Origin of the sequence: Mesorhizobium sp. WSM4311 (assembly GCF_002295115.1) — a bacterium.
Classification (GTDB): Bacteria; Pseudomonadota; Alphaproteobacteria; order Rhizobiales; family Rhizobiaceae; genus Mesorhizobium.
The window spans coordinates 54150-76556 of record NZ_NSFV01000015.1; the positions used below are offsets into that span (position 1 = coordinate 54150).

General features: G+C 63.4%; 16 protein-coding genes and 1 tRNA gene. 8 read left to right on the forward strand and 9 right to left on the reverse strand.

Annotated features, from left to right (window positions below; all coding sequences use genetic code 11):
• Window positions 1-45: 45 nt before the first annotated feature.
• The 6 genes from CK226_RS28655 to CK226_RS28680 all read left to right on the forward strand — a co-directional run bounded on the left by CK226_RS28655 (window position 46) and on the right by CK226_RS28680 (window position 5675).
• Window positions 46-981: a sugar ABC transporter permease gene (locus CK226_RS28655; protein ID WP_095775506.1), complete on the forward strand. Its 936-nt coding sequence runs from the start codon at window positions 46-48 to the stop codon at window positions 979-981.
• On the forward strand, window positions 974-1879 hold the full coding sequence (locus CK226_RS28660) for a carbohydrate ABC transporter permease (protein WP_095793635.1): 906 nt from the start codon (window positions 974-976) through the stop codon (window positions 1877-1879). Before CK226_RS28655 ends, CK226_RS28660 begins: the two co-directional genes overlap by 8 nt.
• Before the next feature lie 67 nt (window positions 1880-1946).
• The gene (gene ugpC / locus CK226_RS28665) at window positions 1947-3053 is read left to right on the forward strand and encodes a sn-glycerol-3-phosphate ABC transporter ATP-binding protein UgpC (protein ID WP_095793636.1); all 1107 of its coding nucleotides are present in this window, start codon (window positions 1947-1949) and stop codon (window positions 3051-3053) included.
• Window positions 3054-3067: 14 nt separating this feature from the next.
• Complete coding sequence (locus CK226_RS28670; RefSeq protein WP_095793637.1) at window positions 3068-3835, forward strand: SDR family oxidoreductase; 768 nt, start codon at window positions 3068-3070, stop codon at window positions 3833-3835.
• 29 nt (window positions 3836-3864) lie between these two features.
• On the forward strand, window positions 3865-4863 hold the full coding sequence (locus tag CK226_RS28675; protein ID WP_095790159.1) for a sugar phosphate isomerase/epimerase: 999 nt from the start codon (window positions 3865-3867) through the stop codon (window positions 4861-4863).
• Complete coding sequence (locus tag CK226_RS28680) at window positions 4863-5675, forward strand: SDR family oxidoreductase (RefSeq protein ID WP_095793638.1); 813 nt, start codon at window positions 4863-4865, stop codon at window positions 5673-5675. Before CK226_RS28675 ends, CK226_RS28680 begins: the two co-directional genes overlap by 1 nt.
• A 64-nt stretch (window positions 5676-5739) precedes the next feature.
• Here the strand turns inward: CK226_RS28680 and CK226_RS28685 are convergent.
• Both CK226_RS28685 and CK226_RS28690 read right to left on the reverse strand, forming a co-directional pair.
• Window positions 5740-5816, reverse strand: a tRNA-His gene (locus CK226_RS28685).
• A gap of 355 nt (window positions 5817-6171) precedes the next feature.
• Entirely contained in the window at window positions 6172-6630 is a 459-nt protein-coding gene (locus CK226_RS28690) for a phasin (RefSeq protein ID WP_095775501.1), read from the reverse strand.
• Window positions 6631-6880: 250 nt separating this feature from the next.
• Here CK226_RS28690 and CK226_RS28695 point away from each other — a divergent pair, with 250 nt between their 5' ends.
• Window positions 6881-10867: a PAS domain S-box protein gene (locus CK226_RS28695; RefSeq protein ID WP_095793639.1), complete on the forward strand. Its 3987-nt coding sequence runs from the start codon at window positions 6881-6883 to the stop codon at window positions 10865-10867.
• Window positions 10868-11114: 247 nt separating this feature from the next.
• Here CK226_RS28695 and CK226_RS28700 read toward each other — a convergent pair whose 3' ends face one another.
• The gene (locus tag CK226_RS28700) at window positions 11115-13073 is read right to left on the reverse strand and encodes an acetoacetate--CoA ligase (protein ID WP_095793682.1); all 1959 of its coding nucleotides are present in this window, start codon (window positions 13071-13073) and stop codon (window positions 11115-11117) included.
• A 197-nt stretch (window positions 13074-13270) separates the two neighbouring features.
• On the opposite strand from CK226_RS28700, the gene CK226_RS28705 reads away from it, so the two are divergent.
• Entirely contained in the window at window positions 13271-15124 is a 1854-nt protein-coding gene (locus CK226_RS28705) for an AsmA family protein (protein ID WP_095775499.1), read from the forward strand.
• Window positions 15125-15322: 198 nt separating this feature from the next.
• Here CK226_RS28705 and CK226_RS28710 read toward each other — a convergent pair whose 3' ends face one another.
• The 6 genes from CK226_RS28710 to CK226_RS28735 form a co-directional block, all read right to left on the reverse strand.
• Window positions 15323-16141, reverse strand: coding sequence for an ABC transporter permease subunit (locus CK226_RS28710; protein WP_095775498.1), 819 nt, complete (start codon window positions 16139-16141; stop codon window positions 15323-15325).
• Window positions 16138-17106: an ABC transporter permease subunit gene (locus CK226_RS28715; RefSeq protein WP_095775497.1), complete on the reverse strand. Its 969-nt coding sequence runs from the start codon at window positions 17104-17106 to the stop codon at window positions 16138-16140. The genes CK226_RS28710 and CK226_RS28715 overlap by 4 nt, the downstream gene beginning before the upstream one ends.
• A gap of 9 nt (window positions 17107-17115) precedes the next feature.
• Entirely contained in the window at window positions 17116-18258 is a 1143-nt protein-coding gene (locus CK226_RS28720) for an ABC transporter ATP-binding protein (protein WP_095775496.1), read from the reverse strand.
• A 79-nt stretch (window positions 18259-18337) separates the two neighbouring features.
• The gene (locus tag CK226_RS28725) at window positions 18338-19435 is read right to left on the reverse strand and encodes a polyamine ABC transporter substrate-binding protein (RefSeq protein ID WP_095775495.1); all 1098 of its coding nucleotides are present in this window, start codon (window positions 19433-19435) and stop codon (window positions 18338-18340) included.
• A 349-nt stretch (window positions 19436-19784) separates the two neighbouring features.
• Window positions 19785-20738 (reverse strand): DMT family transporter, encoded by a 954-nt coding sequence (locus CK226_RS28730; RefSeq protein ID WP_095793640.1) that lies wholly within the window; start codon window positions 20736-20738, stop codon window positions 19785-19787.
• A 142-nt stretch (window positions 20739-20880) separates the two neighbouring features.
• Window positions 20881-22329, reverse strand: a complete 1449-nt coding sequence (locus tag CK226_RS28735) for an XRE family transcriptional regulator (protein ID WP_095793641.1) — start codon at window positions 22327-22329, stop codon at window positions 20881-20883.
• Between the last annotated feature and the right edge of the window lie 78 nt (window positions 22330-22407).

The following is a 22407-nucleotide window of genomic DNA, read 5'->3' on the forward strand; positions in this document are numbered from 1 at the left end:
TTTCTATCCGCATCCGGCCATCCTCCATCCAGTTCCGCGCCGCAAATGTCAAATCACGACCTGATCCTATCGACCCCGGCGCCCGCCCGCCCCTGGCGCGAGCGGCTGGGCTCGGCGATGCCCTTGCTGGTGCTCGGCCCCTCGCTTGTGGCGAGCTTCGTCTACGTCTTCGTGTTCACCGGCTGGACGCTCTACATCTCGCTTTCGAACTCCTCGCTGCTCCCGACCTACGGCTTCGTCGGTCTGGACAACTACGCGTCACTCTGGGCGAACCGGCGCTGGAACATCGCCTACGACAACCTCTTTCTCTTCAGCGGCTTCTACATCGTCGGCTCGATGGCCGTGGGACTGCTGCTGGCGATCCTGATCGACCAGCGCGTGCGCGGAGAAGCGGTCTGGCGCACGATCTTCCTCTATCCGCTGGCCGTCTCCTTCATCGTCACCGGCACGGTCTGGAGTTGGCTCTACAACCCGACCGACGGTATCCAGGCGATGGTGCGCGGATTGGGCTGGACAAATTTCAGTTTCGCACTCGCCAGCGACCGACACTATGCGATCTATGCGGTGATCATCACCGGTGTCTGGCAGTCCTCGGGCTTTGCCATGGCGCTCTTCCTGGCCGGTCTGCGCTCGGTGGATGCGGACCTCGTCAAGGCCGCGCAGATCGATGGCGCATCGACCTTCCGCATCTATCGCAAAGTGCTTCTGCCAACGATTGCGCCGATCTTCCTGGCGGTCGCCGTCATTCAGATCCAATTCGCCATCAAGACCTTCGACCTCGTGGCGGCCCTCACGAAAGGGGGCCCGGGGATCTCGACCACGTTCCCTGCCATTTACGTCTATGACCTGATGTTCCAACGCGGCCAGATCGGCGAAGGCGCCGCGGCGGCCATCATGATGCTTGCCGCTCTTGCCGTGGTGCTGGTGCCGTATTCCCTCTGGGTGGTTTGGCGCCGGCGCAAGGAAGCCGGCCATGGCTGACGTCCCGCTGGACCACATGCAGGATCATCACGCTGCCACAGTTGCGGCGCGCAGGCATTTCCTCACCCGCTTCGTCATCTATGGGCTGCTGGCTATCTTCGCGGCGATCTACCTGGTGCCATTGCTGGTCGTGGTGCTGAATTCATTCCGCGATCAGCAAGAGATCGCGCGCAACGGGTTGATCTCGCTGCCACGCAGTTTCCGCCTCGAAGCCTGGGGCCAGGCCTGGAGCACATATTGCATCGGCGGCACCTGCGAGGGCATGCAGCGCAACTTCTACAACTCTCTGAAAATGACGATCCCGGCGACAATCATCTCGACGGTGGTCGGCGCGATGAACGGTTACATCTTGTCGAAATGGCGCTTCAAGGGTTCGGAAGCGCTGTTCACCTGCATGCTGCTCGGCGTCTTCATTCCGGGCCAGATTTCGTTGATGCCCTGGGCGTTCATCCTCGGCAATCTGGGCCTCAGCAATTCCACCTACGGGCTCATCGTCATCCACGTCATCCAGGGCATTTCGTTCACCACGCTGTTCTGCCGCAACTACTACGTCAGCATCCCCGACGATCTGATCAAGGCGGCACGCATCGACGGCGCAGGCTTCTGGCGCATCTTCCGCAAGATCATTCTCCCGCTCTCCTCACCGATCCTGATCGTCACGGTGATCTGGCAGTTCACCGGCATCTGGAACGAATATCTGTTCGGTGTCGTCTTCACCTCCGGGCAGCAACAGCCGATCACGGCCGCACTCGTTGCGCTGACGGCAAGCGGCACCAATGTACGCGCCTACGATGTCATGAGCGCCGCCGTGCTAATCGGCGCGCTGCCGCCGCTGCTGATCTATCTCTTCGGCGGCAAGTATTTCGTCCGCGGCCTGACCCAGGGCGCGATCAAGTGAGGCGCGATCAAGTGAGCGTAGCCTATCTGATGTCGCCGATCGCCTCGACCGCCAAGAAAGGCATCGCATGTCGACATTGACCATCCGATCCCTGCGCAAGAACTACGGCTCGGTCGAGGTGCTGAAGGGCATCGATCTCGAGGCGCAGAACGGTGAGTTCATCGCGCTGGTCGGACCGTCCGGCTGCGGCAAGTCCACCTTGCTCGCGATGATCGCCGGGCTGGAAACCGTAACCTCCGGCGAGATCCGCATCGACGGCCGGCTGGTCAATTCGGTTGCGCCTAAGGACCGCGACATCGCCATGGTGTTCCAGTCCTACGCGCTTTACCCGACGATGACGGTGCGCGAGAACATCACCTTCGGCATGGAAAGCCGCCGCGTACCGAAGCCGCAGCAGGACGAGGCCGTCAAGCGGGTTGCAGCGTTCCTGCAGATCGAACCGCTGCTTGGGCGCAAGCCCGGACAGCTTTCGGGCGGCCAGCGCCAGCGTGTCGCGATGGGCCGGGCGCTGGTGCGTGATCCGAAACTGTTCCTGTTCGACGAGCCGCTCTCCAATCTCGACGCCAAGCTGCGCGTCGACATGCGTACCGAAATCAAGAAGCTGCATCACCGTGTCGGCAAGACGACGGTTTACGTCACGCATGATCAGGTCGAGGCGATGACGCTGGCCTCGCGCATCGCCGTGATGCATCAGGGCTCGGTCCAGCAATTCGATGAGCCGGCCACGATCTACAACCGTCCGGCCAACATGTTCGTCGCGGGCTTCATGGGTTCGCCGGCGATGAATTTTTTGCCGGCCGAACTGGGCGAGGAAGGCGGCCGCCCGACTGTTGTCTTGCCGACCGCCGACGGCAAGACGGCCAGCCTGCCGATCGTCCAGGCCCTGCCGTCCGATACGCCGCGACAGCTCTTGCTCGGCATCCGGCCGGAGCACATCTACCGGTTTGATCCCGATCTTGCCCGCCGCAAGCCAAGCATCGCGCAAATCGATGCCGTGGTCGAACTGGTCGAGCCGACGGGTGCGGAAACCATGGCCGTTCTGCGCCTGGGCGGCAAGGAGATCACCGGTCGTTTCGACCCCGACGGCACGCCTCGGATGGGTGAGACGGTGACGCTCGGCATCGACATGGCGCGTGCCTGCTTGTTCGACCCGACGACCCAACGCCTGATCTGAAGAGAGTTCCGCTTTTGTCCTTTGCCACCTATCCGAGCCTGGCCGACCGTGTCGTGCTGATTACCGGCGGCGCGTCCGGCATCGGCGCCGACACGGTTCGCGCCTTCGCCGCCAATGGCGCACGCGTCGCGTTTCTCGATCTGCAGCAGGAGGCCGGCGAAGAGCTCGCGCGGGAACTCGCCGCCACGGCAACGCACCCGCCCCTATTCATGCGCTGCGACGTGACCGATATTGCCGCCCTCCAGGCTGCGATCGGCACGGTGCGCGACCGCGTCGGATCTGTCGCGGTACTGGTCAACAACGCCGCCGACGATAATCGCCACCCGGTCGCCGAGGTGACGCAAGAGTACTGGGACCACGCCCAGGACGTGAACCTCAGGCACCACTTCTTTGCCGCCCAGGCCGTGCATCCGCACATGAAGGAACTGGGCTTTGGTTCGATCGTCAATTTTTCCTCGATCGCCTGGCGCTTCGGCGCGGCGGAGATGGCGCCCTATGCGACGGCCAAGGCTGCGGTGGTCGGGTTGACATTCGCGTTGGCGCGGGCGTTTGGCCCCGACAACATCCGCGTCAACGCCATTGAGCCGGGCGCCGTCATCACCGACCGGCAACGGCGGCTTTGGTACAAGACACAGGGCACGGTCGACCAGGTCGTGCAGCGCCAGATGATCCGCCGGGTTCTGCTGGGCGAGGAGATCGCGCGCACGGTGCTGTTCCTCGCCGCAGACGACAGCCGCATGATCACCAAGCAGTCGATCACCGTGGATGCCGGCCTGCGATGACGGCGAAACCAGAATCCAAGGATCGCTCCATGCTCCAGGTGGGCCTGAACCCCTACGGTCTGACCTATCATCTCGGCCTGCAGGCCCGCGGCACGCCACGCGCCAATCCCAAGCCGGCGGGGCTGGAGGGTTTCATCGCGCTTGCGACCGAGCTCGGCGCCAAGGTGCTGGAGATCTGGGTGCCATGGCTGACGGAGCTTTCCGACGATGCGGTCATCGCGCTGCGCGAAAGGCTCGCCGGCCTCGGCATCACCCCGATCGTCAGCGGCGGCCTTTTGGTCGGTGAACCGCTCGATGATGCCTTTCGGGCCGCGCGCCTGCTCAAGGCCAAAATCATCCGAACGGCACTGACGCCGGTTCTGTGTGGCGACCGCAACGCTGCCGGCGAGAAATGGAGCGAGTTCGCCGGCATCATTCGCGCGAGATTGCAGGAATGGGGTCCGCGCGCGATTGCCGAAGGCCATGTCCTGGCGATCGAAAACCACCAGGACTTCACCAGCCAGGAACTCGCCGATTTCTGCGCACTCGGCGGCGAAGGCGTCGGCATCACCTTCGACACCGGCAACACATTCCCGGTCGGCGAAGCGCCGCTCGATTTTACGCGTCGGATCGCACCTTACGTCCGCCATGTCCACCTCAAGGACTACCGCGTGCAGTTCACGACCGAAGGCTACAGGCTGATCCGCTGTGCCATCGGCGATGGTGCAGTGCCGTTTGCCGAACTGTTCGCAGTTCTTGCCGAACACCACGATCGCATGACCGCCGTTCTCGAACCGGGTGCATTGGAGGCGCGGCATGTCCGCTTTCTCAGCGACGACTGGTGGTACGGCTATCCGCCGAAGACGGCGCGCGAATTTGCCGCCTGCCTGCGGGCCGCGCAGCGCAATCGGCTGCCCGATGATGCCGACTACCGCACCCCTTGGGAGCGCGAAGACGACGTTTCCCTCGTTTCCTATGAGCTCGACATGATCAGGCGCAGCGCCGCCAACATGCGCAACCTTGGTTTGATGAAAGTGGAGAAGATCTGATGACGGCACGTGAACTCGATGGATTGACCGCCTTCGTAACCGGCTCCGGCCGTGGCCTCGGTCGCGTGATGGCCGAGCGCCTGGCGGAACTCGGCGCCAATGTCGCGATCCATGACATGGACGAAACAGCGCCGGCCAAATACGGCGAGTTCGCCAATCTCGCAGAGGTGGCCGAGCGCCTGAAGCGTCATGGCACGAAGGTCACGTCGGTGACCGGCAACATTGGCGACCAGAAGGCGGTGGCCGAGATGAAGCGCAAGATCGAGGCCGATCTCGGCGACGTGCATGTGCTGGTCAATTGCGCCGGCGGCGACATCGGCGCCAAGGGCGGCAAGCCGAACCCGAACAACGCCCTCGACATCGAACTGGACGACATCCGTGTGCTCACCGAAAACAATCTGATCGGCACGATGCTGGTCTGCCAGGCCTTCGTGCCGCCCATGAAGCAGCGCGGCGGCGGCTCCGTCATCAACATCGCGTCGGCGGCAGCACATCTCGGCGTCTCACCCGAGGTCGTCTACTCGACGTTGAAGGCCGCGGTTGTGCATTACACGCGCTGCCTCGCCAAGGAGCTGATCGACGACGGCGTGCGCATCAATGCGGTCAGCCCCGGCGCCACCAAGACGGCCCGGTTCCAGGCGACCCGAGTGGTCGATCCGACGCGCATGGATTCGAGCAAGAAATCGCTAAACCGCTATGCGGAGCCGGAAGAGATCGCCGAGGCGGTGGCCTTTCTCGCCGGTCCACGCGCGCGCTTCATCAACGGCCAGATCATCCGCGTCGATGGTGGTTTCACCATCTTTCCAGGTTGAATGGGCGCCGACTACAGCGGCAGCCGCCCCTCAGGTGGAGGTCGCCACTTATGGGATAAGTAGATGGTACCGTTGGCTGGGATCGAACCAGCGACCTCCGGATCCACAATCCGGCGCTCTAACCAGCTGAGCTACAACGGCACATTTGCCTGAGCAGAATCTCTTCGGGAACTCGTCTCAAGCGATCCGCTCTGTCGTTCGGCGATGCGTCCATACGGGCTTATGGATTTTAATTCAAGGCTTTTGCGAAGCAAAGGCCACTTCCCCACAAGTCGGCGCAACAGTGGCGGTTCGCCGGGCAAAGAAAAAGGCCGGCGGGAGGAGGTGCCGGCCTTTTCCTGTTACGAGCCAGCGGGAGGAGGAGCTGGCTGGTCACCCCGGGGAGCAGAGGGAGGAGGTTCCACTCGCCGGGTATTTCGTGATGGCTACCACCATACGCCTGATCGTTTTTGAGAAAATGCGACCTTTTGTTGCATCCTCAGATCATGCGCAAATATTAGGCAGCCTTAATGTCCTTGATCGCCTTCTCGAAGGCGGTCTTGATCGGCTTGGAGACGTCTTCCGCCGCCTTGGAGGCAACGGCCTGGAAATCCTTGGCCTGCTCGACCGTCAACTCGACGCGCTTGCGCAGGAAAGCGGTCTGCAGTTCGACGACTTCCGACAGCGACTTGGCGCCGATCAGGGCTTCGAGATGCGAGAAGCCGGCTTCGGCATTGGCGCGCAGCGCCGCGATGGTCTTGAGCGACAGGTCGCTGGAAACAGTCTTGGCGGTCTCGTAGGTCGACTCCAGAGCCTTCTGGGTCTCCTCGGCGCCGGTCTTGAGCTTGGCATAGGCCTCCTTCGACTGCTCAACGCCCTTTTCGGCGAAGGCGCGCATCTGGTCGGTGGCCTTGGAAGCGTCGAAGCTCGGGAATTCAACGTTTTCGATGGTCTCGGCAGTTTTGGTCCTGGACATTTTCCATCCTTTTCAGCGGCAGCGGCTTTGACGGAAAGCCGTCTCGTTCATGTATGATGGCAATATAAAGGCAATTTTTGTGCATTGCAATATCTTTGTTGCAGTGCACCATATATTTCTTTCCGGCCGTTAACCAAAAGCCCAGAAACCAGCCTTTGCACGTTCTGGCTTGTGGACCTTCACGCCTGCGGCTTTTATTAACAAAGCGTTAACTGCAAATTTCGCCGCTCCGTGAGGGTTCGCCAAGCGCATGCCGTCCGATTATTCCTTCCTCGACGTCGCCGTGCTCGACGCGGTGCGCCAGCGCTTTGCCGCCGGCGACGCGATCGCGATCCTGTCGGTCGACCTGGAGCAGGTGATCTGGGCCAATGGGCCGGGCGCCGCGGTGTTCGGCTATCCCGACATCGAAGCGATCATCGGCGCCTCGGCACAGTTGCCGCTGATTGCCCGCCGCCAGATCATGGCGACCAGCGGCTTTCCCGAGATCGGCAGCGATCGCGGCGTCACCGTCAGGCTGGCGACCGGCATGACCAGCAGGACCGTCGGCTTCCAGGCGAGTGCCGTGACGCTGCCCGACGGCGAGAAGGCGATCATGCTGGCGGTGCCGGCCGCCCAGACAGGCTCGCGCGGGGCCGCCGAAATCGCCAGCCGGGCGATCAGCGGCTTCACCGAAGACGGCCATTTCATCGCCTTCATCGATGCCGGGGGCAATGTCGAGGCCGCGTCGGACGGCTTTTCGAAGCTCGGCATCCAGCCCGCGACGCTGGCCGCCCTGGTCGCCGATGTGGCCGCCGAGGGCGAACGCATTGTCAAGCGTCTCGTTCCGGGCGGCAACACTTCCTATCCCGCCGGGCTCGCGCGGCTGACGCCGGATCGGCATCTCCTGGTTGTGATCGATGAGGATCAGCTCGAGGACCATGCGTCTGTCTCAGAAGCTTCGGCAGAACCCGCTCCTAAAGTAACGGAAAGCGCCACTGCACAATCCGATCCTCATCAGGACAATCAGCCGACGTCGGATGCTTCGCAGGCGGAGGCCGTCGTACGGTCACCTGGCACTGCCGAGATCGAGCCCGAGCACGCCCCTTCCAAGCCGGCGCCTGAAGATATGCCGGAACGGGCCACGCAAGAGATTTCGGAGCCGACCGGACCGACTCCGGTTGCCGCCGACAACGATCAGCCGACAGCGGGCGGCACGCCGGCACAGCACGATCACTGGTACTTCAATGTCGGCGAGGATGACGCGCGACCCGCGCCTGCCGCGCCGGAAGCGAAAAATGTGGTCCAAGCGACCGGCGCCGAGGCTTCGGTGGGCAGCGCGAAGGAGAGCAAACCCGCCTCCTCGGCAACCACGCCCCCAGCTCGGACAATAGACCGCTCGGCCGCGCCGCTGCGCTTCGTCTGGCGCACCGACGCCGAAGGCAAGTTCAGCACGCTGTCGCCGGAATTCGCCGACATTGTCGGCAAGCCGGCAGCCGATGTGATCGGCCGGCGCTTCAGGGATGTCGCGGCGGCCTTCGGCCTTGACGCGTCCGGCGATATCGCTGGCCTGCTGGAGCGGCGCGATACCTGGTCCGGCCGCTCCGTGCTGTGGCCTGTCGTCGGCACCGACCTGAAGATCCCCGTCGACCTGGCGGCTTTGCCCGTCTATGGCCGCAGCCGCGCCTTCGAAGGTTTTCGCGGCTTCGGCGTTGCCAGGACCGGCGATGCGATCGTCGATCCGGAAGCGATCGGCATGGCCCTGTTGCCCAATGGCGAGCGGCCGGCGACGCCGGAACCGGAAACCGTGAAACCTCCGGCTGAGGAGCCGAAGGCCGAGGAACCAAATGCGGCGGATCCATTCAAGGGCGAGGTGCCGGCGCTGACCATCGTGCCGAAACAAGAGCGGCGCTTTGCCGACAAGGTCATCCGCCTGGCCGAACACCGGCAGCCGGCCAACGACAAAGGGCTGTCGACACTGGAACGCAGCGCCTTCCGTGAGATCGGCGAGCGGCTGAAGAAGGACAGTGCATCCACCGAGCCGCCGGAAGCCGAAAAGCCCGGCATCGAAAGCACGACGAAACCGGAGCCCAGCACACCGGCTGGGCCAGCGGCTGAAACTGCAGCGGAGGCCCCGGCGGCCAAGGCGGAAACTCCGATCGAGGCCGTCTCCAATGTTGCGTCGACGCCTGGAGCCGTCTCGGATCAAGAAGCGGCAGAGACCGGCGAAACCCTGGCGGAACCGGAGAAGGACGCGGTGCTGGCCGAACCATCCGAGACCGATGCCGAGGACGAGGCGGATCTCGCACGGCTTGATGGCGGTCACCCGGACGACGTGACCGATGCCGAACCCGCCGACAACTTGCCTGGCGTGGGCGGCTCCTTGCTCAACTACGCCGACCGGAATGATGAATCCGGTCCTATCGCGGACAATGACGAGCCCCCGGTTTCAGAAGCCGTAGCGGCGAAACCGGAGGTTACGGAACCCGTCGCGACAGGCGAAGGAGCTGATACAAAAGCCGCCAAGCATAATGCCGTCGACGATGATGACAGCATGACTTCGGCCGATTTTCGCTATGCCGAGGACAGTGAGGACTGGGGCGACGGCGCGGAAACCCATGCCGCTGACGAGCAGTCCGCGACATTTGGCGGTGAAGCCGCAAGCGGCGGCGGCGAGAGCCCGGCCGAACGGCCACGCCTGAAAGTGCCGCCGCTCAAGACCGAAGGGATCGTGCCGTCGGCCTTTTCCGTCGGCGACGAAAGCAAGGCTCCAGACACTTCGCTGCTCGGCAAGCTGCCGGTGCCGCTGCTCATCCATTCGGGCGACCAGTTGCACTATGCCAATGAGGAGTTCCTCGACCTGACCGGTTATGACACGCTCGAGGATCTCGAGGACGCCGGCGGCCTGGGTGCGCTGTTCGCCGATCCTTATGCCGATGACGGCACCTCCGACGGCAGCGACCGGGCACTGCGGCTGAAAACGCGCGATGGCCAGGAATTCCCGATCGACGCCATCCTGCGCTCCGTTCCCTGGCGCGACGGCAAGGCGCTGATGCTGGTCGTGCGCCGTTCCGGCGATGATGACGCGCCCGCAGCCCTGCACCTGGTCGGCGAAGAGCTGACACAACCTGACATTTCCGAGCTCAAGGCCCGCATCGCCGAGATGCGCACCATCATCGACACCGCTACCGACGGCGTCGTGCTGATCGGCAGCGACGGCACCATCCGCTCGATCAGCCGCCCGGCCGAAGCGCTGTTCGGTTTCGACAGCGACGAGGTGACCGGCAAGCCCTTCGCCTCGCTGTTTGCCATCGAAAGCCAGCGCGCGGCGCGCGACTATCTCACCGGGCTTTCCGAACCCGGCGTGGCGAGCGTCATGAATGACGGCCGCGAGGTGATCGGGCGCGAGGCGCAAGGGCGCTTCATCCCGCTGTTCATGACCATCGGCCGGCTGCCCAATGACAGCGGGTTCTGCGCTGTCGTGCGCGACATCACGCAGTGGAAGCGAGCCGAGGAAGATCTCACCCAGGCGCGCGCGGTGGCCGAACGGGCGTCCTCGCAGAAGACCGATTTCCTTGCCCGCATCAGCCACGAGATCCGCACGCCGCTCAATGCCATCATCGGCTTTTCCGAATTGATGGTCGACGAGAAGTTCGGGCCGGTCGCCAATGACCGCTACCGCGACTATCTGCGCGACATCAATCGCTCGGGCAACCATGTGCTCGACCTGGTCAACGACCTGCTAGACATCTCGAAGATCGAGGCCGGCCAGCAGGAAATGGCCTATGAGGCGGTCTCGCTCAACGACACGCTGGCCGAGACCGTGGCGATGATGCAGCCGCAGGCCAACCGCGAACGCGTCATCATCCGCTCCAGCTTCGCCTCGCGGCTGCCGGAAGTGGTGGCCGACCTGCGCTCCGTGCGCCAGATCGCGCTCAACATCCTGTCCAACGCCATTCGCTACACCCAGGCCGGCGGCCAGGTGATCGTCTCGACCGCCTATGAGACTTCAGGCGACGTCGTCATGCGGGTGCGCGACACGGGGATTGGCATGAGCCAGGCCGAGATCGAACAGGCGCTGAAGCCGTTCAAGCAGATCAACGCGCTGAAGCGCGGCCGCGGCGACGGCACCGGCCTTGGCCTGCCACTGACCAAGGCGATGGTGGAAGCAAACCGCGCCCGCTTCACCATCAATTCGACGCCTGGCGAAGGCACGCTGGTCGAGGTCGCGTTTCCTTCGACCCGGGTGCTAGCGGAATAGCGAGTCCAAAAGAAAAGGCGCCCTGGAGGACGCCTTAAGAGATGGGATTGCTGTCACAACGGGGGCTTGAGCGAATTCAGATCCTCCGGGGGCAGAGGAACGGGATTTCTCCCTCAAGTTACATGCGACTATCGGGGCCGGGCCTTAACAAGTCCTTACCGGCTCGCCGAAAAATTTACGAATGTGTACCACTCGTGAAATCTAGGTAAATTCCCGCGACATGGTTCGTTAACCATCCCGATCGGGATCATTCGGCAAGCTGCGGCAGGTTCCTGAACAGCTCCAGCGCTTCCGGGTTGGCGAGCGCTTCCTTGTTCTTGATGGCGCGGCCATGCACGACGTCGCGCACGGCGAGTTCGGTGATCTTGCCCGACTTGGTGCGCGGAATATCCGTGACCGCGACGATCCTGGCCGGTACGTGACGCGGGCTGGCACCACTGCGTATCTTGGCGCGGATGCGTTTTTCCAGATCCTCGTCCAGTTGGACGCCCGCGGCCAGCCGCACGAACAGCACGACACGCACGTCATTGTCGAAATCCTGGCCGATGCACAGCGCTTCCAGGATTTCCGGCATCTGTTCGACCTGGTTGTAGATCTCCGCCGTGCCGATGCGCACCCCGCCCGGGTTGAGCGTAGCATCCGAGCGGCCATGGATGATCATGCCGCCATGCACCGTCCACTCAGCGAAATCGCCATGGCACCAGACATTGTCGAAACGCTCGAAATAGGCCGCCTGGTATTTCTTGCCGTCAGGGTCGTTCCAGAAGCCGATCGGCATCGACGGAAACGCCTTGGTGCAGACCAGTTCGCCCTTTTCCTGCCGGATCGGCCTGCCGTCGTCGTCCCAGACATCGACGGCCAGGCCAAGGCCGGGTCCCTGGATCTCGCCGGTCCATACCGGCTGGGTGGGCACGCCGAGCACGAAGCAGGAGACGATGTCGGTGCCGCCGGAAACCGAGGCGAGATGCACGTCCTGCTTGATGCCGTCGTAGACGAAGCGGAAATCCTCGGGCGACAGCGGCGAACCGGTGGAGGATATCGATCGCACGGTCGACAAATCATGGCTGCGGATCGGCTTGAGGCCGGCCTTGCGCACGGAATCGATGAACTTGGCCGAGGTGCCGAAGAAGGTCATCTTCTCGGCATCGGCGAAGTCGAACAGCACATTGCCGTCGGGGTAGAAGGGCGAACCGTCATAGAGCAGCAGCGTCGCCCCCGAAGCCAGGCCCGACACCAGCCAGTTCCACATCATCCAGCCGCAGGTGGTGAAATAGAAGAAGCGGTCGCCGTCGACGAGGCCGGCATGCAGCCGGTGTTCCTTGACATGCTGGATCAGCGTCCCACCGGCCGAGTGGACAATGCATTTGGGGATGCCGGTGGTTCCTGATGAAAACAGGATGTAGAGCGGATGCGAAAACGGCAGAGGTTCGAAGCTGACTGGCCTGGCGGCGTAGGGCGACAGCGCCTCTTCCATCGCCACCGCCTTGTCGATGGTTGCCGCCACATCGGCCGAAGTGCCGAGATAGTCGACAAGCAGCACCTTGCGGACACTGCCGAGCTTGGCCGCGACCGCCGCGACCTTGTCGGCGACCTCGATCGCCTTGCCATTGTACCAATAACCGTCGGGCGCGATGAAGATGACAGGCTCGATCTGGCCGAACCGGTCGAGCACGCCCTGTTCGCCGAAATCGGGAGAGCAGGATGACCACACCGCGCCGATGGAGGCCGCAGCCAGCATGGCGGCGACGGTCTCGGGCATGTTCGGCATCATCGCCGCGATGCGGTCGCCCTTCTTGACCTTGAGCGACAGGAAGAGCTGCTGCAGGCGCGAGACCAGGCCATGCAGTTGGTTCCAGGACAGCCGCCGCTCGACCTTGTCCTCGCCGCGAAAGACGATCGCCTCGCCCGCGCCGGTCTTCTTCAACAGGTTCTCGGCGAAATTCAACGTCGCGTCGGGAAAGAAGGAGGCACCGGGCATCTTGTCGCCGTCGGCCAGCAGGCGCTCGCCCTTTTCGCCGACAATGCCGGAAAAGTCCCAGACCAGGCTCCAGAAGGTCTCGCGATCCTCGACCGACCAGCGGTGAAGGTCGCCATAGGAGGCGAATGTGGCGCCGGCTTTCGCCTCCGCGACCTTCTGGAAAGCTGTCAATGGCGAAGCGTCGATCCGGTCTTGCGTCGGGGTCCAGAGCGGTACTTCGGCAGCCATGATCGGTCCTCCCACGGTCGTCATCGCTTATGCATATCGCAGCGCGGCAGAGCAAGATTTTGTTGGGCCGAAGCGCTCAGGTGTGCGCAAATGCCATCGCCGGGCCATAAAGACTTGAAATGCCTCAGTCCTAAGTCGTAGTGACGACTGGGGTTTTGCGTCAGGCGATTAATCGGAACGGAAGCATATAGGGCGAGATGCCATCATCCTTGATCCGCCGCGGAGTATGGGCGATCGGCGCTGCCGTGATCGTCATCGCTCTGGTGGTCGCAGCCCTGCCGCTGATCGCCTCGACGCGCATCGTGCGCGATCGCATCGCCTGGGAAATGAGCGCCTGGAGCGGCTTCCGGGTCGCCATCGAAGGCTCGCCGCGCATCGAGGTCTGGCCGAAATTCCGGGCGATCCTGACCGATGTCACGCTTTCGAAATGGACGGACACCGACGCGCCGCCGGTCGTCGAAGCCGAACGCGTCGAAATCGACCTATCGGCCATGGCGGCCTTGCAGGGCGACGTGGCGTTTTCCACGGCGCGGCTGGTGCGGCCGACGATCCGGGTCCAGCGCACCGCGGACGGCCTGTTCCTGCCCACTGCGCCGACCGGTGGGCGTATCGCGCGCTCCATCGACACGGCACGCGGCGTGGTCAGTGCCGATCCAGCCAAGCCCGACCTCGACAAGCTGCCGACAGATGCCTTCGGCACGGTTGAATTCAGGGACGGCCGCATGGTGACTTCCGTCAACGGAAAGGACGTGGAGATCCTGAGCAGCCTGAGCGGTCAGGCGACCTGGGCGGCGATGAACAGCAATGCGACGCTGTCGGCAACCGGAATCTGGCGCGGCGAAAGCGTCGCCCTCGACGCTGCCTCACAGAAGCCGCTGGTGCTGTTTGCCGGCGGTGTGGCGCCGCTCACTCTGTCTTTCAAGGCAGCACCCGCCACCTTCTCCTTCGACGGCACGGCCAGCATGTCCGACAACGCCTATTTCGACGGCCAGGTGAAGTTCGCGGCACCCTCATTGCGCCGTGTGCTGGAATGGTCGCAGGCCGGTATCGCGCCAAGTGCCGCGATCGGCTCGGTCAGCATTTCGAGCAAGGTCACGGCGTCGGCCGGACGCGTCAAGTTCGAGAACACGGCGCTGACGCTAGACAACAATCCGGGCATGGGCGCGCTCGACCTGTCGCTTGGCGACGCCCAACCCGTGATCTCGGGCACGCTCGCCTTCGACACGCTCGACCTCAGATCGTTTCTGTCCGCCTTCACCCCGCTGGGACCGGCGAGCGGGGCCGGCCCAGGTGACGTTGAGGCAAGTTTCGCCGACCGGGTCAATCTCGATTTGAGGCTGTCGGCGGCGCATGCCACGGCCGGAACGATCCAGCTTGCCGATGTCGCCGCAACCGCCCAGGTCAAGGACGGACTTTCCGTCTTCGATATCTCCGACGCCTCGGCCTTTGGCGGCAATATCCAGACCAGCCTCCGGTTCGACCGCAAGCCCGAGGGCACACAGGTCGAGATCCGGCTGCTTGCGTCCGATGTCGATGGCGGCGCGTTCGGCACGGCGGCGGGCATGACCCGACTGGTGCCGGTCGGCACGGGCACTGTTTCGGTTATCCTCAAGGGACCGGGCAGGACCTGGGATTCGATCTTTGAAAACGCCGACGGTTCGGTCTCGGCGACCTTCGGCCCCGGCGCGCTCAGCAAGTTCAACCTGCCGGCCTTTCTCAAGCATACCGAACAGGGCGGCTTCTTCGCGCTCGACGACGTCTCGGACGGCACGCTGCCGATCGACGGCGCCGAAGTGAAGGCGACCATTTCGCGAGGCGTGGCGCGGCTGGACAAGGCCGAGGCCAATTCGGCGAAATACAAGATCTGGCTTACCGGCATCGCATCCTATGCGGGGCGCGGACTGGCGCTGTCCGGCGGCGTCATCCAGCCGGACCAGGCGGCAGCGCAGAAGACCGGCCAGCAAGGCCCCAACCAGTCGTCCTTCTTCGTCGGCGGAACCTGGAGCACGCCGTTCATTTCGCCGATAAGCCGTGGGGTTTCGGGCGAATAGAAGCGCGCTTACGTTTCGTTGAGCATCAAACCGGCTTCGTCCTCGGGTCAGGCCCCAGGTCATGCTTTTCGCGATCACGTTTCCGTTCAGTTGAGCATGATCTTGCCCGAAAACCGGCTTCCACTTTTCGGGATCATGCTTCCGTTCAGTTGAGCATGATCTTGCCCGAAAACCGGCTTCCACTTTTCGGGATCATGCTCAGCCGCGTTGCGCCGCCTGTTCGTCGAGCTGGCGTTGCACCTCACGACGCTTGTTGGCGATCGAAGCGATGATAACGCCGACCGCGACGACGGCGATCAGGATGGTGCAGGCGGCATTGATCTCCGGCGTCACGCCGAGACGGACCTGGCTGTAGATCTTCATCGGCAGCGTCGTGGCGCCCGGTCCAGAGGTGAAGCTGGCGATAACCAGATCGTCGAGCGACAGCGTGAAGGCCAGCATCCAGCCGGATACGATCGCCGGCAGGATCACCGGCAGCGTGATCTGGAAGAAGGTCTTGGCCGGCGTTGCGCCAAGATCCATCGCCGCCTCCTCCAACGACCGGTCGAAGGAAACCAGGCGCGACTGCACGACGACCGCCACGAAGCACATCGTCAGCGTGATGTGGGCGAGCGTCACCGTGAAGAAACCGCGGTCAAGCCCGACGGCAACGAAGAGCAGCAGCAGCGACAGGCCGGTGATGACTTCCGGCATGACGAGCGGGGCGAAGACCATGCCGGAGAACAGCACCCTGCCGTTGAACCGTGTGTAGCGCGTCAGGGTGAGTGCCGCCAGCGTGCCGAGCACGGTTGCCACAGTGGCCGAAATGACGCCGACACGCGCCGTCACCCAGGTGGCGTCCATCAGGCCCTGATTGTGGAACAGCGAGACGTACCACTTAGTCGAGAAGCCGCCCCAGACGGTGACGAGCTTGGATTCGTTGAAGGAGAAGACGATGAGCAGCACGATCGGCAGGTACAGGAAGGCAAAGCCAAGCACGATCGAGGTGACGTTGAAGCGGCTCCAGGTGGTGTTCATTTGCCCTGCTCCTGGGCACGCGCCTGTGCCTGCTGGAAAAGCATGATCGGCACGGTGAGCAGCAAAAGCAGGATGACGGCGACGGCCGACGAGACCGGCCAGTCGCGGTTGGCGAAGAACTCGTTCCACAGCGTCTTGCCGATCATCAGCGTCTGCGATCCGCCGAGCAGGTCGGGGATGACGAATTCGCCGACGGCCGGGATGAACACCAGCAGGCAGCCGGCTATGACGCCCGGCAGCGACAGCGGGAAGGTGATCTTCCAGAAAGCCGCGGTCGGCGGGCAGCCCAGATCCTTGGCCGCCTCGATCAGCGAGTAATCCATCTTTTCCAGCGACGAATAGAGCGGCAGGACCATGAAGGGCAGGTAGGAATAGACGATGCCGATGAAGATCGCCGTATAGGTGTTGAGGATGACCAGCGGCTGGTTGATGATATGCAGCGACAAGAGCAGCTGGTTGAGCAGGCCCTCGGGCTTCAGAATGCCGATCCAGGCATAGACGCGGATCAGGAACGACGTCCAGAACGGCAGGATGACCAGCATCAGCAAGGTCGGGCGGATGGTAGCCGGCGCGCGCGCCATTCCATAGGCTATCGGGTAGCCCACCAGCAGCGTCAGCACGGTCGAAATGGCGGCGATGATCAGGCTGGTGATGTAGGCCTTGAAATAGAGCGCGTCCTGCGTCAGCCAGACATAGTTGTCGAAGTTGAGGTCGCGGAACCCGGCGAAGAAGCCGGAGACGCCGTCGCTGAAGTCGAGCACCGGCGTGTAGGGCGGCATGGCGATCGCCGTCTGCGACAATGAAATCTTGAAGACGATGACGAAGGGGATGAGGAAGAAGAACAGCAGCCAGAGGTAGGGGACGATGATGACGAGCCGGTTGATGAAACCGGCACCCAGCCGCGTCAGGAACGGCTTGGCGGCGGTCGGTGGCGCGGCGGCATCGGCGACGGCGATGTTGGACATATCAGCCCCCTACCGCGCCAGCACGACGCCGGCATCGGGCCGGAAGGATACCCAGGCGCGGTCGTTCCAGGTCAGCGGATCCTCGGTCACGCGCGCCGCGTTCAAGGCGCTTGCCCGCACGATCTGCCCATCGTCGAGCCTGATGTGGTAGACGGTCATGTCACCGAGATAGGCAACGTCATAGACCTCGCCTTCCAGCGCGTTGACGGCATCGGCCGGCTTCTTCGACGAGACCTTGATCTTTTCCGGCCTGATGGCGAAGACGATATCGGCATTGGCCGCGGCCGCGGCACCGCCATTCTCGACGACGATCTGGGCACCGCTCGGTCCGGTGATGCGGGTGGTGTTGGCCGACCGCTCGGCGACCTTGCCCTCGAACATGTTCACATTGCCGACGAAATGGGCGACGAAGCGCGAGGCCGGGGCTTCATAGACTTCCGCGGGTGTCGCCACCTGCATGACCTCGCCCTTGTCCATGATGGCGATGCGATCGGCCATGGTCATCGCCTCTTCCTGGTCGTGGGTGACGACCACGAAGGTGAGACCGAGCTCCTGCTGCAAGTCCATCAGTTCGAACTGGGTTTCCTCGCGCAGCTTCTTGTCGAGCGCGCCGAGCGGCTCGTCGAGCAGCAGCACCTTCGGCCGCTTGGCGACCGAGCGGGCGAGAGCGACGCGCTGGCGCTGACCACCGGAGAGCTGGTGCGGCTTGCGCTTGGCGAACTGCTCGAGCTTGACCAGCTTCAGCATCTCGGCAACGCGCTTTTCGATATCGGGCTTGGGCATGCCTTCCTGCTTGAGGCCGAAGGCGATGTTGTTCTCCACCGTCATATGCGGGAACAGCGCATAGGACTGGAACATCATGTTGACCGGCCGGCGATAGGGCGGGATGCCGCGCAGATCCTGGCCATCGAGCAGGATGCGGCCGGCCGTCGGTTCCTCGAAACCGGCAAGCATCCGCAGCAGCGTCGACTTTCCGCAACCCGAGGCGCCGAGCAGGGCGAAGAACTCGCGCTCGAAAATGGTCAGCGACAGATTGTTGACGGCGGTGAAGTCACCGAACTTCTTGGTGACGTTGTCGAACTGGATGTATGGCTTGGCGTTCGGGTCGTTCCATGGCGCGAAATCCCTGCGGATGCTGCCAAGCGATTTCATATCCCCACTCCGTTTTGCTTCCTGCTTCGTCCCCAAGAACGCGACCCCGGCAGTTGTCTGCCGAGGTCGCTTCAGATGCTTATTGGCCGGTAACGATCTTGGTCCAGGTGCGCGTGATGACGCGCTGGGTCTTGGGATCATAAGGGGAGACCGTGTAGAGCTTCTGCAAGGTCGCGTCGTCGGGATAGACGGCCGGGTCGCTCAGCAGTGCCTTGTCGACGAACTGCTGCGAGGCCTTGTTGCCGTTCGCGTAGAGCACGGCGTTCGACGATTTGGCGATCACTTCCGGCGTCATCATGTAGTCGAGGAATTCATGCGCTTCGGCGACATGCGGCGCATCGGCGGGGATCGCCATCTGGTCGAACCACATCTGGGCGCCTTCCTTAGGCACGGAATAGCCGATCTCCACGCCCTGCTTGGCCTCGACCGCGCGGTTGCGCGCCTGGAAGACGTCACCCGACCAGCCGACCGCCAGGCAGATGTCGCCATTGGCGAGCGCATTGATGTACTCCGACGAGTGGAACTTCCTGATGAAGGGGCGGACCTTCATCAGGGCTTCCTCGGCCTTGGCGATGTCGTCGGGCGAGGTGCTGTTCGGGTCGAGGCCGACATATTTCAGCGCCGCCGGAATGATGTCGGCCGGCGAATCCAGCACATAGACACCGCAATCCTTCAGCTTGGCGAGACTTTCGGGATTGAAGAACACGTCCCAGCTGTCGATCTTGTCGGTGCCGAGCGCTGCCTGCACCTTCTTGATGTTGTAGCCGATGCCGACCGTGCCCCACATGTAGTTGATCGAATACTCATTGCCGGGGTCGTATTTGGCGGTTCTTTGCGAAACCGTATCCCACATGTTGGAGAGGTTCGGCAGCTTCGACTTGTCGAGCTTCTGGAAAACGCCGGCCTGGATCTGGCGGGCCAGGAAATTGCCGCTCGGCACGACCACATCATAGCCGCTGCCACCGGCCAGCAATTTGGTTTCCAGGATCTCGTTGGAATCGAACGTGTCGTAGACGACCTTGATGCCGGTCTTCTTGGTGAAGTCGTCGATGATCGTCGGGTCGATATAATCGGACCAGTTGAAGACGTTGACGACGCGGTCCTCGGCATGCCCGGCGGGCGTGAACAATGTCAGAAATACCGAGGTCGCCGAAAGCCAGAGCGCTTTGCGGATCATGCTATTCTCCTTTGGTGAGTGTTCCTTCGCCGGCTCGTCGCGAACCCGCGCGACCGGGCATTTGTTTCAGACTATTGAGCTTTCCAGAAAGCGACAAGCGCGAACCGCCGACACCATGCAGGCGGTTCGATGAGCGGCAGGTGATGGCTCTGTGTCTCTGCAGCGGCCCGGGTGGCGTGCCGATGCCGTCAAAGGCTTTCGCCGTGGCGCGGGCAGAGATACGACGATGTGGTCCGGTCTCAATCTGACCGGCAGGGAGACTTGGCAAGATACGCCTGTCTTGTTGTTGCCGTAGTCTCAGCCTGCCCGCGCGGCAGCGAATTTGTCAATGGCAAAGCTGCACGCCGCATCAATTAGGCGACGGCACCCCGGTGACCCCCGCGCGCTCGGGCCGTGCCTGGCGCTTGAACTCGAGCCCGATATGGACGAGCAGCGCGGTGACCACCACGGCGCCGCCGATGATGGTGCGCCCGGACGGCACCTCGGAATGGATGAGCCAGACCCATATCGGCCCAAGGATCGGCTCGAAGGTGCCGAGCAGTGCCGCGATGGCCGCCGGGATCAATCGCGCGCCGGTGGCAAAGAAGGCAAGACCAATGCCGAGATTGACCACGCCGAAGGCGAAGAGAAAGCCCATGTCGGCGGCTGACACTGTGAAGGTAGACGCCTGCGAGGCGGCAAAGCCCGCGGCCAGGATCGTGCCGAGACAGGTCGCCGGCGTCATGCGCACGCTGGCGAACCGCCTTGTGATGACGGTGGCGACCGAGAACATCAAAGCGATCAGCAGCGCCAGCCCGTCGCCTATGGGCGAGACGGCGCCATCAAGCGATTCAGACACCATGATGGCAACGCCGGCAATGACGGCGGCAATCGCCACCCAGGTCACGGCACTGACACGTTCGCGAAACAAGGCCCAGGCCAACAGCGCCGCCAGAAGCGGCACGCCGGCCTGCATCAAGAGGATGTTGGCGACGGTGGTGTAGGCGAGTGCCACGACGAAGGCGGTCGATGCGATGGCGAAACAGAACCCGACGGCAAGGCCAGGCAGTCCCATGTCGCGAAACGATTTCAGCATGCCGCGCCAGCCGTCACGCCAGGTCATGAAAGAGAGCAGGAAGGCGGCGGCCCAGACGGAGCGCCAGAAAATAACCGTCCAGCTGTCGCCGACAGTGATGAAGCGGGCGATGGTGCCGCCGAAACTCCACATCAGCGCCGACAGGAAGACCAGAATCATGCCGACACGTTCCTCGCGCGGCGAGGAAGTCGATGCAACAAGGCCCGGCGATGATGCTGCGTCTGTCATGGCCGCGACTGTCGAGCTTTTGTGGACGGGGCGATGCGCAAGGGGCGACAAAAAACTGCTCTGTTCGCGTAACGCAAAGAGCTACGCCGCGAGTGATCCAGAAACCGGCGACGATTGTGGCACCTTTACTGCTGCTGCCGCATTACTGGAAGTCGAAGGCGCTCAGGCCCGTCACCATCTCGTCGAGGCCAAGCGGACGCGTCACCGGCGGTTCGGCGCGCGCCAGACAGCCGACGCGCTCGCAAAGCCGGCAGGCGGGTCCGACCGGCGTCGCCGCGACGGCGCCTTGTCCAGCCCTTGCGCCGACCGCGGCGCCGGGCAGTGCCGCGCCATAGACGATGTCGTCGCGAAAGCCGATGTCGCAACCGAGCAGCAGTGCTGTGCGGCGCGGACGCTCCGCGAACGCGCCCTGCGGCCCCTCAAGCGTGCGGGCGATGCACAGGAACTCGGCGCCGTCAGGCATTTCCACCGCTTCGACGAAAACCTGGCCCGGCTGGGTGAAGGCGGCATGGACGGGCAGCTTGGGGCAACCGCCGCCGAAGCGGCTGTGCGGAAAGCCCTGGCTGCCGGCCCTGCGAAAGCGGTTTCCCGCATTGTCGACCTCCAGCATGAAGAACGGCACTCCGAGTGCGCCCTGCCGCTGCAGCATGGTCAGCCGGTTCGCCGCCTGCTCGAAGGAGACGCCGAAGCGCGAACGCAGGACGTCGATGTCGTAGCGGGCGCGGACGGCGGCGGCATGAAAGGTCTGGTAGGGCATCATCAGCGCATGCGCGGCATAGCGGCCGAGCTCGAAACGGGCGAGGCGGCGGGCCTCGTCCGTGGTCAGCTTGAGCGCCTGGATCTCGCCGGCGACCGCGACCGTCATGCGGATCAGGCAGGCCTCCATCGCCACCTCGCGCAGTTGGTCGAACGGTGACAGGCGCTCGGACAGGAACAGGCGCTGCGAATGGCGGTCATAGCGGCGGCGCCAGTTCGGCATGGTGGCGACCGGCAGCACCTTGACCACGATGCCGTATTCGCGCTTCAGCCATGCCTTCAACGCACCGAACAGATCGTCGCCGGGATCGAGCACCGCGGTGAACGCCTCGGCTTCTTCCTCAAGTGCCGTAAAATGGTTTGGCCGCCGCTCGAAGGTCTCATGCACCTCGTCGATCGGCAGGCGAGCGCCGGACAGCGCGGTCGCCCGCCCCTCGCGCGCCAGGAGTTCGTTGAGGTCTGACAGCCGATCGGCCTGCTCGCGATAGGCACGAAACAGTTTTATCACCGCCGCGGACGCATTGGGCGCCGCCTCGGCAAGTTCGATCAACTCCTGGTCTCCCGGCAATTCGCCGACCAGCAGCGGATCGGTGAACACCTCCTTCAAGGCCGCGACCGATCCCCTCGCCTCGCCCTGCAGCTCATGCGGGTCGACCTTGTAGACGGATGCCAGCTTGAGGATCAGCTGCACCGTCAGCGGCCGCTGGTTGCGCTCGATCAGGTTGAGGTAGGACGGCGAAATGCCGAGCCCCTCGGCCATCGCCGTCTGGGTCAGGCCCTTGGCGTTGCGGATGCGGCGGATGCGCGGCCCGGCGAAAATCTTCTGCTCAGCCATCGACTGCCCTTGACAGGAATTTACACGACGTTCGCGGCAATCCCATTGCCGGTGTGTTTTACAATTATGACAGATTTA

What these genes read in the sequence shown, in the direction of transcription:
- CK226_RS28655 (WP_095775506.1), top strand. Translation starts at nt 46, where the DNA reads ATGTCAAATCACGACCTGATCCTATCGACCCCGGCGCCCGCCCGCCCC.
- CK226_RS28660 (WP_095793635.1), top strand. Translation starts at nt 974, where the DNA reads ATGGCTGACGTCCCGCTGGACCACATGCAGGATCATCACGCTGCCACA.
- ugpC (WP_095793636.1), top strand. Translation starts at nt 1,947, where the DNA reads ATGTCGACATTGACCATCCGATCCCTGCGCAAGAACTACGGCTCGGTC.
- CK226_RS28675 (WP_095790159.1), top strand. Translation starts at nt 3,865, where the DNA reads ATGCTCCAGGTGGGCCTGAACCCCTACGGTCTGACCTATCATCTCGGC.
- CK226_RS28680 (WP_095793638.1), top strand. Translation starts at nt 4,863, where the DNA reads ATGACGGCACGTGAACTCGATGGATTGACCGCCTTCGTAACCGGCTCC.
- CK226_RS28690 (WP_095775501.1), bottom strand. Translation starts at nt 6,630, where the DNA reads ATGTCCAGGACCAAAACTGCCGAGACCATCGAAAACGTTGAATTCCCG.
- CK226_RS28695 (WP_095793639.1), top strand. Translation starts at nt 6,881, where the DNA reads ATGCCGTCCGATTATTCCTTCCTCGACGTCGCCGTGCTCGACGCGGTG.
- CK226_RS28700 (WP_095793682.1), bottom strand. Translation starts at nt 13,073, where the DNA reads ATGGCTGCCGAAGTACCGCTCTGGACCCCGACGCAAGACCGGATCGAC.
- CK226_RS28705 (WP_095775499.1), top strand. Translation starts at nt 13,271, where the DNA reads ATGCCATCATCCTTGATCCGCCGCGGAGTATGGGCGATCGGCGCTGCC.
- CK226_RS28710 (WP_095775498.1), bottom strand. Translation starts at nt 16,141, where the DNA reads ATGAACACCACCTGGAGCCGCTTCAACGTCACCTCGATCGTGCTTGGC.
- CK226_RS28715 (WP_095775497.1), bottom strand. Translation starts at nt 17,106, where the DNA reads ATGTCCAACATCGCCGTCGCCGATGCCGCCGCGCCACCGACCGCCGCC.
- CK226_RS28720 (WP_095775496.1), bottom strand. Translation starts at nt 18,258, where the DNA reads ATGAAATCGCTTGGCAGCATCCGCAGGGATTTCGCGCCATGGAACGAC.
- CK226_RS28725 (WP_095775495.1), bottom strand. Translation starts at nt 19,435, where the DNA reads ATGATCCGCAAAGCGCTCTGGCTTTCGGCGACCTCGGTATTTCTGACA.
- CK226_RS28730 (WP_095793640.1), bottom strand. Translation starts at nt 20,738, where the DNA reads ATGACAGACGCAGCATCATCGCCGGGCCTTGTTGCATCGACTTCCTCG.
- CK226_RS28735 (WP_095793641.1), bottom strand. Translation starts at nt 22,329, where the DNA reads ATGGCTGAGCAGAAGATTTTCGCCGGGCCGCGCATCCGCCGCATCCGC.